Origin of the sequence: Gluconobacter kanchanaburiensis NBRC 103587 (genome assembly GCF_007988905.1) — a bacterium.
Lineage (GTDB): Bacteria > Pseudomonadota > Alphaproteobacteria > Acetobacterales > Acetobacteraceae > Gluconobacter > Gluconobacter kanchanaburiensis.
This window is the reverse complement of record NZ_BJVA01000003.1, coordinates 240781-253074: the sequence shown is the minus strand read 5'-3', so window position 1 is coordinate 253074 and position 12294 is coordinate 240781. Positions and strand designations below refer to the sequence as shown.

General features: G+C 61.6%; 12 protein-coding genes. 7 read left to right on the top strand and 5 right to left on the bottom strand.

What is annotated here, in order from left to right; all coding sequences use genetic code 11:
- The 5 genes from GKA01_RS04220 to pspF all read right to left on the bottom strand — a co-directional run bounded on the left by GKA01_RS04220 (position 1) and on the right by pspF (position 6423).
- Positions 1–1407: a sugar porter family MFS transporter gene (locus GKA01_RS04220; protein ID WP_146859498.1), complete on the bottom strand. Its 1407-nt coding sequence runs from the start codon at positions 1405–1407 to the stop codon at positions 1–3.
- 215 nt (positions 1408–1622) lie between these two features.
- Positions 1623–3503, bottom strand: a complete 1881-nt coding sequence (gene cysC / locus GKA01_RS04215) for an adenylyl-sulfate kinase (RefSeq protein WP_146859496.1) — start codon at positions 3501–3503, stop codon at positions 1623–1625.
- A 2-nt stretch (positions 3504–3505) separates the two neighbouring features.
- A complete protein-coding gene (cysD, locus tag GKA01_RS04210; RefSeq protein WP_146859635.1) occupies positions 3506–4300 on the bottom strand; it encodes a sulfate adenylyltransferase subunit CysD in 795 nt (264 codons plus the stop codon).
- An 80-nt stretch (positions 4301–4380) separates the two neighbouring features.
- Entirely contained in the window at positions 4381–5061 is a 681-nt protein-coding gene (locus tag GKA01_RS04205; RefSeq protein ID WP_146859494.1) for a phosphoadenylyl-sulfate reductase, read from the bottom strand.
- A gap of 306 nt (positions 5062–5367) precedes the next feature.
- The gene (pspF, locus tag GKA01_RS04200; RefSeq protein WP_146859632.1) at positions 5368–6423 is read right to left on the bottom strand and encodes a phage shock protein operon transcriptional activator; all 1056 of its coding nucleotides are present in this window, start codon (positions 6421–6423) and stop codon (positions 5368–5370) included.
- A 114-nt stretch (positions 6424–6537) separates the two neighbouring features.
- Here pspF and pspA point away from each other — a divergent pair, with 114 nt between their 5' ends.
- From pspA to GKA01_RS04165, 7 genes are all read left to right on the top strand, one after another.
- Positions 6538–7221, top strand: a complete 684-nt coding sequence (gene pspA, locus GKA01_RS04195) for a phage shock protein PspA (protein WP_146859492.1) — start codon at positions 6538–6540, stop codon at positions 7219–7221.
- A gap of 27 nt (positions 7222–7248) precedes the next feature.
- Entirely contained in the window at positions 7249–7488 is a 240-nt protein-coding gene (gene pspB / locus GKA01_RS04190; protein WP_146859490.1) for an envelope stress response membrane protein PspB, read from the top strand.
- On the top strand, positions 7485–8843 hold the full coding sequence (locus GKA01_RS04185; protein WP_194265836.1) for a hypothetical protein: 1359 nt from the start codon (positions 7485–7487) through the stop codon (positions 8841–8843). Before pspB ends, GKA01_RS04185 begins: the two co-directional genes overlap by 4 nt.
- Positions 8844–8846: 3 nt before the next feature.
- Entirely contained in the window at positions 8847–10271 is a 1425-nt protein-coding gene (locus GKA01_RS04180) for a GIN domain-containing protein (protein ID WP_146859488.1), read from the top strand.
- Between the two features lie 71 nt (positions 10272–10342).
- Entirely contained in the window at positions 10343–11128 is a 786-nt protein-coding gene (locus tag GKA01_RS04175) for an MlaE family ABC transporter permease (RefSeq protein ID WP_146859485.1), read from the top strand.
- Positions 11125–11952: an ABC transporter ATP-binding protein gene (locus GKA01_RS04170; protein ID WP_146859483.1), complete on the top strand. Its 828-nt coding sequence runs from the start codon at positions 11125–11127 to the stop codon at positions 11950–11952. The genes GKA01_RS04175 and GKA01_RS04170 overlap by 4 nt, the downstream gene beginning before the upstream one ends.
- Entirely contained in the window at positions 11949–12155 is a 207-nt protein-coding gene (locus tag GKA01_RS04165; protein WP_146859481.1) for a hypothetical protein, read from the top strand. Before GKA01_RS04170 ends, GKA01_RS04165 begins: the two co-directional genes overlap by 4 nt.
- The last annotated feature ends 139 nt before the right edge of the window (positions 12156–12294 follow it).

Genomic DNA, 12294 nt, shown 5'->3' with positions numbered 1-12294 from the left:
TTAGCGGGCCTGAGCTTCAGCCCGGGCCGCCGCGCGATCCACCGGCGCAAACGTCCCGTTCTTCAGACGCCGCTCCAGTTCTTCAAGCGACTGCCCCTTGGTCTCGGGCACGTAGCGCAGCACGAACCAGAACGCGAACGCATTGACGGCGGCGAACATCCAGAACGTCCATCCCGCCCCCAGTATCCGCACCAGTGAGAGCGTGGTCAGAGAAATGATCAGATCCGCCCCCCAGTGACTGCCCGCCACCAGACTCATACCCTTGCCACGGCACGACAGCGGGTAGACCTCCGCCCCCACAAGCCAGATGGCGACCGACAGGCTACCCGTGTTGAAAATCGTATAGGCCATCACGGCGACAACCGTAATCCATGCGCCCAGTCCTCCGGTCAGGTGCATCGCAAACGCCGTTCCCAGAACCGCGAGCGCCACCACGGCCCCCGGGAGCAACCGCAGCAGCAGTGTACGCCGCCCCCAGGTATCGACCGCCCATCCTCCGAACACCGTGGCAAAAACCATACCCACACCCACAGCCACCGAGGTCAGAAGCGCGGAATCCTGTCCAAAACCTGCATCCGCAAAGATCGTCGGTGCATAATACATGACCGCATTAATGCCCGTGAACTGACATAGAAGCGCAATGCCGACAGAGGCCATCAGCGCAGGCCTCACCCAAGGCTTTGCCAGCTCGGACCAAGGCGCCTGCACATCGTGGTTCTCGATGATCTCATCCAGTTCCCGGTCCGCGGCCTCATCGGATACCCGCACCCGGCGCAGAACCATTCGCGCCTCTTCGGTCTGACCGTTCAGGGCCAGCCATCGCGGGCTGTTCGGCAGGAACGCCATGCCCACAAACAGGATCAACGCCGGCAGCATCCCGATCCCAAACATCATACGCCAACTTGAATCTCGCAGGAGATAGCCGGTGATGAAGGAAAACGTCACGCCGAACACCACCGCAAGCTGAAAGCCTACGACAAGACGGCCACGGCGCTCAGGGGGTGAAATTTCCGCAATATAGATCGGCACGATCTGCGACGCTGCGCCAATAGCCAGCCCGAGAATCAGACGGGCAATAATCAGAACAGCCACACTCTGCGCCGCTGCCACGATGACAGTTCCCACAAGGAACAGAGCAGCCGCAATCATCACCGTCCGCCGACGGCCGATCCGATCAGAAATACTCCCCGCCCCGAGACACCCCAGCAGCGCCCCCAGAATAATGGCCGAAGTCACGACTTCCGCACCGAACGTGTCGAGATGAAACTCTTCGCGCAGCTGAAGCAGAGCAGAGGATATGATACCGGTATCATATCCAAACAACAGTCCGCCCGTCGCCGAGATGGTCGCGATGAAATTCGTCAGAGCATTTCCGCTCAGCCTTCCGGACCTGTTCCTGTTCTGCATCGTGAACCCTTCCACTACGGCAGCCGTACGCCGTTTTTCGCAAGACAACTCACATACCTAACGTCCGGAACAGAGAAAGTAACATCAAAAAAGTGACGGTTTTCGTTTTTCCCGTGAAATTTTTCGTGTCCTCCTGCAAAGACACCTCAGATTAAAAAAAACCCCCTTTCCGCAAGGAAAGGGGGCAACACAATCCGCTCATACAAAAATGAGTCTTACGGTTGGACAAGCCTGAGGATGAAAGCCGCCAGGGCACTGACGGCTTCCTGTTCCGGACGGTCGGCAGGCAGCCGGAGTTCCGGGGCTACAGGAGACTCGTACGGCGCGGAAACACCCGTAAATTCCGGGATTTTCCCTGAACGCGCCGCCGCATACAGCCCCTTGGGGTCCCGCTTTTCGCAAGTCTCCAGCGGTGTATCAACGAAGACTTCATGGAAGTTCTCGCCCACGATCTGCCGCGCCTGCGCCCGGTCAGCTTCAAGCGGAGACACCAGCGCCACGATCACGACCTGCCCGCTCTCGGCCAGAATCTTCGCCACATGCGCTGCACGACGGATGTTTTCGCGACGGTCTTCCGGCGAGAATCCAAGATCGCTGCACAGCCCGGCCCGCAGCGTATCCCCATCCAGAACGGTCGCATTGATCGCCTGCTCGGACAATGCGAGTTCGGCCGCCCGTGCCACCGTGCTCTTGCCCGAACCCGGCAGGCCCGTCAGCCAGAACACGCCACTCTTGTGACCGCGGGTCTGAACCTGCCGGGCTGCAGACACACGGCTGGCCGTCGGATGAATGGCGTGTTCGCCGTCTGCCAGTTCAGCCGGACCAATCAGCGGCGCGCCACCAACAATACGCTGGTAACGATCCACCAGAACACCACGCCCGTCACCAAAGCCCGGCGCAAACGGATCGAACAGCACGGCATGAGACGCAGCCAGCGTGATTTCCGCAAACCCGTCCGGCGGCACGCTGTCGCCCTCACGCAGGGTCAGGTCTTCCAGATCGACCACGGCATCAATGGAGGCCACCGTCACATCATGCTCGGCCGTTGCCAGACGCAGCGTGAAGCTTTCACCCACCCGAAGCGGCTCGCCCCGCAGCCAGAACAGACGCGTGCGAATCCGGGCCGAACGCTCAGGCGCCGCAGCCTTGTCATCCGCCGGAAACAGCAGATCGCCACGATCCGGCACCAGATCCGGCTCCAGACGCAGCGCGATGGACTCACCCGCACCTGCAACCGGAAGTTCCGGCGCATGCCAGCGGCAGACCTCTGCCACGGTCGCAACCTGCCCCTGTGCCCCAATGCTCAGACGATCGCCCGCGCGAACCGTCCCGCGTTCGATCCGCCCCGCCACATAGCGGACGCCATCAAAGCGATAGACGTCCTGCACCGGCATCCGGAATGGCAGCGCAGCCCGCGAGGCCGGCGGCGGCACATTGGCCAGAGCCTCCACCAGCGTCGGCCCCTTGTACCAGAGCGCCCGCTCGGAGCGGCTGGCAATATTATCACCATCGCGCGCCGAGGCCGGAACAACCGCCTCAACCTCGATTTCCAGACGCCCCAGAAGCTGGCGCACGTCAGACTCGACCTTGACGATTTTCGCTTCGTCGAATTCCAGCAGATCGGATTTGTTGAGCAGCACGATCACATGGCGGATGCCGATCAGCCGCAGCAACATGGCATGACGCCGTGTCTGCTCCTGCGCGCCTTCCTTGGCATCGACAACCAGCACAGCCGCTTCCGCATCGGCGGCCCCGGTAATCATGTTGCGCAGAAACTGACGATGGCCCGGCGCATCGACGATCACGAATTCCCGCGACCCCAGACGGAACGGAATCCGCGTGGAATCAACAGTCACACCCTGGTCACGCTCGATCTGAAGGGAATCGAGCAGGAAGCTCCACTCCACCGCCAGACCACGCTTGCGGCTGCTCTCGACGATCTGCGCCAGCTTGCCGTCCTGAAGGCTGTCCGTGTCATACAGCAGACGCCCGATCAGCGAGGACTTACCGTGATCGACATGCCCGACGATGACGATGGGCGTTGCCGCAGCACGATGGGTCTCAGAATACTGTCCGGTCACGATATTGTCGCCCATTGTCACAGATACCCCGCCACACGCAGACGCTCGAACACGTCTTCGGATTCATGATCCATCGCACGCCCCGCACGCTCGGACGTCCGGCTGGTTTCCAGTTCCGCAATCACTTCCGCCACTGTGGAGGCATTGCTTTCGACCGGACTGGTGATGTCCTGATCGCCCAGCGAGCGATACCGCTTGCCGTCTTTAGCAAAATACAGATCCACCAGCGGGATGTTCTCGCGCTCGATGTAGCGCCAGATGTCGATCTCGCGCCACGACAGCAGCGGATGAACACGGATATGCATGCCGTCTTCATACGGCGTCGCATACTGGTCCCAGAACTCGGGCGGCTGGTTGCGCACGTCCCAGCGATGCCCGGCCCCGCGCGGGCTGAACACGCGCTCTTTCGCCCGCGTCGCCTGCTCGTCACGGCGGATACCGGCGATAACGCCCCGGAACTTGTGCTTGTCGATCATCGCGGCCAGACCAGCCGTCTTGCGCGCAGCAGACCGGGCGGCAGGGGGAAGCGACGGGTCAATTTCCTCAACCGGCGGGCAGTAGCCCAGCAGCAGGTCGAGGTTCCATTTCTTCGTATATTCGTCGCGGAACGCATACATTTCCGGGAATTTCTTCTCGGTATCGACATGCATGACCGGGAACGGAACGTGCCCCATGAACGCCTTGCGCGCCAGCCACACCATCACGTTGCTGTCCTTGCCCAGCGACCACAGCAGGGACAGGGGCTTCAGCTTGCGATAGGCCTCGCGCAGAATGAAAATGCTCTGGGCCTCAAGCTGGTCCAGATCATCCATGATACGCGGTTGCGCCAAGCTTGGGGTGGAGGACTGATCCCGGGACAGGATCGGTGTCTGCGTCATTATCCGCTCCGTAGTCATGCCGGCCTGTGAATGCCGCATTCCGTCTTGGCCAGACCGGCCCATCGGCCCGCCCGTCCATCTTCACCATCCTTGACCGCCCTTGTGCACGGAGCACAACCGATCGAGGTGTAACCTTTTGCAACCAGGGGATGCCGCGGCAGATCCCGGCGCTGCATCTGCGCCTCGATCTTCTCCGGCCCCCACCCCGCAAGCGGGTTAAGCTTCACGCTGCCATCAGGCTGGGGATCAACCAGAGGCAAAGCAGCACGCGTCGCAGCCTGACTGCGCTTACGCCCCGTGATCCAGACATCGAAATCCGGCAGCACCAGCTCCAAAGGTTCGACCTTGCGCAGCGCACAGCACGCATCCGGATCGAAATCCGCAAGCTGATCCTGTGGATCACGGTCGTGCAGCATCTTGGGCGTCGGCGACAGCGTCCGGACATCCGTCAGACCCAGCCTGCGGGCCAGTCTGTCGCGATACTCCAGCGTTTCAGGAAAATGCCGCTTCGTATCCAGAAAGAAGACAGGAACGGAGGGATCAACCCGTGCCACCAGGTCCAGCAGGACAGCCGACTCCGCTCCGAATGACGAAATGACGGCCACACGCCCCTGCAACAGATCCAGCGTCTCCTCCAGAACCCGCTCTTCAGGGATTCGGCGAAGACGGTCCAGTTCCATCTGTGAAAGCGACATAAGCTGCACCTGTCCGTGTCCAGATCGGTCATGCCGCCCTCGCGACACGACCCGAGACATAGGCGCATCAATTGGGAAAATAAACTATTTTGTTTGATATAACTTTTATTTTTAGTTCATATTACGTCTTTGTAAAGAAAAATTCGTCCAATTGAAGAAGCACCCTCCGCAACACATGGTGTATCAACCCATAAAATGGTGCCACAAACCAATCTGACCCCCTACAGAACGTAACCTTCTTTACAAAAATCTTGTCCTCTCAAATTTGGCACGGTTCATGCATCATCCATTTTCATGGATATGCCATCACCCCTTCCCACCCAGCGCCTTGCGAGCCTCCTTGTCCGCCAGACCATGCAACCGCAGATGGTGGCGGAACTGGTAATAAGTCAGGCCCAGCAGCTCTGCCGCGCGCCGCTGGCTGAACTGCGCCTCGCGCAGAGCCGCTTCCAGCAAACTGCGCTCATGCGTCCGGACATCAGCCTCAAAGTCACGGGGAAAACTCAGCACCTCTCTCGCCGCCGGAGCCGCCCGGGGCGCCACCGCGTGCGAACCCTGAACGCTCGGCCAGTCCGGCGCTACGAACGGGTCCAGCACAATCTCGTCCAGCGCCTTTTCGGGCCGATCCATCCTGTAAACGCTGCGCTCCACCACATTACGCAACTCGCGGACATTGCCGGGCCAGTCATAGGCCTGCAACCGCACCAGCGCGCGCTCCGTGAACCCCGCAAACATCTTCCGCCCCAGCTCCGCACTCATACGGGTGGCGAAATGCTCGGCCAGCAGGGAAATATCTTCCGGACGCGCCCGCAGCGGCGGAATGTTCACAACATCAAAGGCCAGCCGGTCCAGCAGATCCGCCCGGAAACGTCCCTCCCGCGCCATGGCTGGCAGGTCCGCATTGGTCGCCCCGATCAACCGCACATCCACCCGGATGGTCTCGCTGCCGCCCACACGCTCGAAGCTGCCGTATTCAATCACCCGCAGCAGCTTTTCCTGCACAGCCTGAGATGCGGTGCCGATCTCATCCAGAAACATCGTGCCCCCGTCCGCCCGCTCAAAGCGCGACAGACGACGCTTCTGCGCCCCGGTGAAAGCGCCCGCCTCATGGCCGAACAGTTCGCTATCCAGCAGCGCTTCGGGGAGCGCCGCGCAGTTGAGCTTCACCAGCGGCCGGTCCCAGCGCTCCGACAGCAGGGCCAGACGCGCCGCCACCAGTTCCTTGCCGGTCCCGCGCTCCCCGATCACCAGAACCGGACGTCGCAGGGGCGCCAGACGGGAGACCTGATCCAGCATCCCCAGAAATGCCGGAGCCCGCCCGATCGGGGTCGGCACCTCGTCCATATCGGTGCTTCTCGCCATTTTATGGTCTCTCACGCCCCTGTTTCGGTCTTAAGTTCATAACACCCTCAAAACAGCCTCGCTGACAAGTGTGGGCATTCTGTCCTAAATCTCTCCAGCAGGAAGGAAAGCATCATGGGTATTTTTTCTCGTCTCGCCGATATCGTGAACTCCAATCTGAATGCGATTCTCGCCAATGCCGAGGACCCGCAGAAAATGATCCGCCTGGTCATTCAGGAAATGGAAGACACGCTGGTTGAAGTCCGCAGTCAGGCCGTCCGGACGATCGCGGAGCGCAAGCAGCTCGAACGCCGCGTCCGCACCATGATGCACGAAGAAGACGAATGGCACCGCAAGGCCGGCCTCGCCATCGAACGTGACCGTGACGATCTGGCGAAGGCCGCCCTCGCTGCCCGCCACAGCGTCGAGCAGTCCCGTGAGGCACTCGAACAGCAGATCGCCCAGATCTCGGACGGCCTGGACCAGCAGAACGACGACATCTCCAAACTTCAGGCCAAGATCGCCGACGCCAAATCCCGCGAAAAGGCGCTCTCCATCCGCGCCCGCACCGCACAGGGCCGCCTGAAAACCCGCGAAAAGCTCTACGACAGCCGCATCGACGACACGCTCAACCGTTTCGATCAGGTGGAACGCGCTCTTGATGAACTCGAAGGCAAGGCGGAGGCTTATGATCTGGGCCGCCGCACCGGCCACCCGACGCTTCAGGAAGAACTCGCGGCGCTGGAAACCGATGCCGTCGTGGAAAACGAGTTCGAAGCCCTCAAGCGCCGTGTGGCCGAAAAGAAAAACGCAGGCTGAGAAAAGGCTGACCGAAAGGCCCAAGGCATGAATTCGTCCATCTTTCCCTTCCTTGTTCCCATCACGGCCATTATCTGCTGGTCCATCGTCAGCATGGTCAAACATGCCAATGGCACGCCGAAAGGCGGACCACAGCAGGACCCCATGCTTCAGGCCGCCCTGACACAGGCCGAAGCCCATGCTACGCGTCTGGAAGAAAGGATCGACCAGCTCGAACGCATCCTCGACGAGGATATCCCGGGCTGGAGAGCAAGGAACGCACGATGACACGCCGCCCCGTCCCCTTTTCCGGCCGTCGCCCGGCGCTTCTGGCCCTGCTGGCGGGTACCGTCCTGCTGTCGCCCGCAGCCCACGCCGCGCGCATGACCCTGTCCGGAGAAGATCTGGACCTGTCGATCCCCTGCACCGGACAGGTCAGGGTCGTGGTCGATCCCGGCATGAAGGACGGGGCAACGCTTGATTCAAGCAGCCTTGCACAGGTCTCCATGCATACTGGCAAGGAAGAAGCGCAAAGCCGCATCTCCATCGCCACGAAGTCCTGCGCCCCCAACGGAAAGCTGACGATCAGCATCTCCCCCAGTACCGGCCTGACGATCCACGACAGCCACGACACCCATTTCATCATCACGGGAAAGCTCGCCTCACTGGACGCCAGCCTCAATTCCACGACCATGGACATCGAAAATACCCAGTCTCTGGATCTGGACATGCAGGGTGCCTCCACCGTCCACATCAAATCCCTCGAGCGCGCGGCTCAGATCGTGGCGTCTGGGACCTCGACCCTGACCGCCGATACCGCGCAGCTTGCGGCCCTTTCCGCACAGTTGACCCAGAATGCGGGCATGACGCTTTCTGGTGGCACCATTGATGCGCTGACGCTGATTACGGCCGATCAGGCGAGCGCCACCATTCTTGGGCAGGCAACAGTTGCGACGGTCGCGGCCAATGGCACGGGCGACGTCAATATCGAGTCCGTATCGGGGCCAATGGTCCGATCGGGAAAAGGCACGGTCCGCGTCGGTGCCCAGAACGGCGTAATCTATCGCCAGACGCCACCGCCTCCCGTTGCCCCTCCGGCAGCAGCCACACCAGCACCTTTGCCGGCCACGCCGGTTCAGCCGCCTGTGACAGACGTTACTCCCACCACTCCCGTGACGACGGCTCCTCCGCCTGTTCCAGCCCCCGTGGCTCCGGCGGCTCCTATTAATCCTTCCGTTCCTCAGCCACACGACGTCCCTGCCCCGTCGGCACCGTCACAGCCGGACGCGCCGTCGAACCACTCCACAGATCGTCAGCAGCCAGCCGCGCTGCCCGCCGCGCCGGTTTCTCCGGGGACATCAGGTCCGTCAGTCACGCAGGAAGCCAACACTACGCCGGAAAACACAGCTTCCGCGCCAGCACGGTCTGCCGGGCAGCCTACTTCACAGACCACAATTCAGAATCAGGCACAGACAGAACAACAGGCAGCCGTCCAGCCTGCTTCGCGGCCGAACGCTTCGGTACCGAAGACGGAGCAGACGACGACGGCCGACAGCGGAACGCCGCACACTGCCTCCCCCTCGGCAAATACCGCAACTTCCAACTCTGCTCCAACGACCAGCGACAGTTCGAAGGGAGAATAAGACATGTCCCCTCGACCGATCCGACGCCGTGCCTCACGCCTTGCCCTCTGTACATTTCTACTGGGAAGCGCCGGAATGGCAGGGAGCGCTCTGGCTGCACCGGTCGCGGCACCATCAGCTATCCCGGTGCCACCTGTCCCTCCGGTGCCCCCGGCCCCTCCCGCGCCACGCTCACCGCTTCCACCCGTTGAAACCCGGACCGCTGCCGCAACCCTTGTCATCCCGGAAACCTGCCTGGACCATCTGACTGTCACCGGCGGAACGGATGCCCGGATCGTCGCTGGGCACGGAACACTAGACATGCAGGAAGATCGGCTGACCTTCACGACATCCGCACAAAACTGCGCGGCTCAGGACAGTGCGGTCCTGATGGTACCAGCCCAGACAAACATCAAGATCCAGCCCCCGCACAGCCATGCCACGGCATATCGGGTCAGCGGCATCAGCGGTGACATCACAGCCACCAGCGGGAGCGGCGATCTGGACATCGATCAGGCGAACAGCCTGACCCTGAACATGGAAGGAGACGGAAACGTCTCTGTCGGTCTCGTGACCGGGCGGCTGGCAGTACAGAGTTTCGCGAGCGGCGATCTGGACATCGGTAATCTCGCCACATCCAGCGCCAGTTTCATATCCATGTCCTCGGGTGACATTGATGTCAGGCAAGGCAATACGGACGTCCTTACGGTCCGCGATTACGGCTCGTCCGATATCGAGCTGAACGCCACCGCCCGGGATGCAGATGTAACGCTACTGGGCAGCGGCGACATTACCATCAAGAAAGTGAGTGAGGCCCTCAGGAAACGCCCCCTCGGATCCGGAACGCTTTCCGTAGGGGAAACTTCCGGGGCACGGGTGACGACCACCAGCGCACCGGACGGGTCGGCCATTCTTTCCGATGCCACGCAGAAAATCCTCGGGCGGCTGCATGTGCAGATAGATAACCCGGAGGCCGCATCCGCCGCGTCATCGCAGACGCATTCCCGTGGCGGCAGCCATCATTCAGGTGGCCACGGCCTGATTGGACTTCTACTGAAAATCGCCCTGATCGTCTGGGCCGTGCGTCTCTTCCGGCGCTATCGCCGGACGGGCGTCCTGCCGTTCAGGGCCACGCTGGACAAAGCTGCCGCGGGATATGCCGAGGGCGTACGAAGCTGGTCGCAACACCGCGCGGCTTGGCGGGAAACACCAGCCGCGAGCGCGAGCGCTGTGGTGAAAGATGTCCTTTCGGGTTTCCGGCAGCCTTCTGAACCGACAGAGGATTTCTCCCGTTCGGTTCCCCCTGGCCATCCGCTGGCCCGCCTTCAGGACCGTCTGGCCCGGATGGAGCGTCGGCTGGGCCTGATGGAGCAGTTCGTCACATCGCCCAATTTCAGTCTGGAACGGCAGTTCCGGGATCTGGAGCGAACTAACGGACGCCGCGCCTGAACTACTCCACACAGAGACTGCGCACGACGGAAACTTTGACGTCCGGAGGCTGGCAGGGTAGGGGCTGAAGAGTGAATGCCGTTCTTGACCCCATAGCGGCCCTTGGCCGCGCCGCTCTCGGCCTTATCAAGCAGGCAGGTGCTCTGGCCCTGTTCGCGCTGGAGGCTCTGTCGCATCTGGTGCGACCGCCTTTTTACTGGCGGATTTTCTTCTCCAGCCTGATCGAGACGGGGTTTTTCTCCCTGCCCGTCGTGGCCCTCACCGCCCTGTTCTCTGGGGCCGTAATTGCGCTTCAGTCCTATGTGGGCTTCGGGCAGTATCACGTTCAGAGCGCCATTGCCGGGATCGTTGTGCTGGCCGTAACCCGCGAGCTTGGCCCGGTTCTGGCCGGACTGATGGTGGCCGGACGTGTGGGCGCGGCTATGTCTGCGCAGATCGGCACCATGCGCGTGACCGACCAGATCGACGCGCTCACCACGCTCTCCACCGATCCGATGAAATATCTCGTGACGCCGCGCCTTCTAGCCGGGACGATCGCGCTGCCCTGCCTCGTGCTGGTCGCGGATATTCTGGGCGTGATGGGTGGTTTCACTGTTTCGGTCGCCAAACTCGGCTTCTCGCCCTCGACCTACATCACCGCCACGCTGGACTCGCTCAAGACGATGGATGTCGTTGTGGGCCTCGTCAAAGCAGCAGTGTTCGGATTCCTGATCGCTCTGCTGGGCTGCTATAACGGCTATAACAGCCGGGGCGGGGCGGAAGGCGTGGGCTCGGCCACGACGGCCGCCGTCGTCGGCGCGTCCATCCTGCTGCTGCTGTTCGATTACCTCCTGACGGACCTGTTCTTCTCACAATGAGCACTCCCCCCGTAAGCACTTCCCCAAGCACTCCCTTGGGCACCCCGAAGATCCGCATCCGGGGTCTGCACAAGGCTTTCGGCTCCAAGATCGTGCTCGATGGCGTGGACCTTGATGTCGAGGCCGGCACGTCCATGGTCATCATTGGCGGGTCCGGCTCAGGCAAATCCGTCCTGCTGCGCTGCATCCTCGGCCTGATCGAACCTGACGCCGGTAGCATCGAGATCGATGGTGAAAACCTCCTGACGGCTTCGCGCTCCCGACAGGACGCCCTGCGCCGGCAGATCGGGATGCTGTTCCAGAACGCTGCCCTGTTCGACAGCATGAGCGTCGGCGAGAACGTGGCTTTCGGCATCCGCGCCAAACATTCCGACCGTAATGGCGCCACCCCATCCCGCGCGCAGGCGCTCCAGATGGCTGGTGACCTGCTCAAACAGGTCGGGCTGGACCCGTCCGTTGGCGATCTGAGCCCATCCGAACTTTCGGGTGGCATGCAGAAACGCGTTGGTCTGGCGCGTGCCATTGCGGGCAATCCCAACATCATGTTCTTCGACGAACCCACGACCGGACTGGACCCGATCATGGGCGCCGTCATCGACGGGCTGATCGTGGACTGCGTACAGAAGCTCGGCTCGACCGCCATTGCCATCACCCATGACATGGCCTCGGCCCAGCGGATCGGGAACCGTGCGGCCATGCTCTATCGCGGGCAGCTGATCTGGCAGGGCGAGGCATCCGAACTCATGAATTCAGGCAACGCCATGGTCGATCAGTTCACCCATGGACGGCGCGAAGGTCCCATTAGCATGGAGTTGCGCAAATGAGCCTTCTGCCCCGTTTTCCGAAAACCGATCCCATCATCTGGAAGCGCATCGGGCTGAGCTATCTGATCGCTCTGCCGCTTCTGTTCATCATGTTCCGCCGTCAGCCCGCCCATCCAAACATGGTGCTTCAGCTTCTCGGATTTCTGCTGATTATTGTGGTCTCGCGGCTTCTGGCGCGGCTGATCCTGCGGACACGGGAGTAGGGATTCCGGGCTCTGCCCGGGCCCGGCAGGGATCGCGATCCCTGCACCCTGATTCTAAAGGTTTGCAGAGGTCACAACCTTTGGTGGGGGCCGGGGTAAAGCCCCGGCTGGATCAACGGCTAAGCACCCCCTATATACT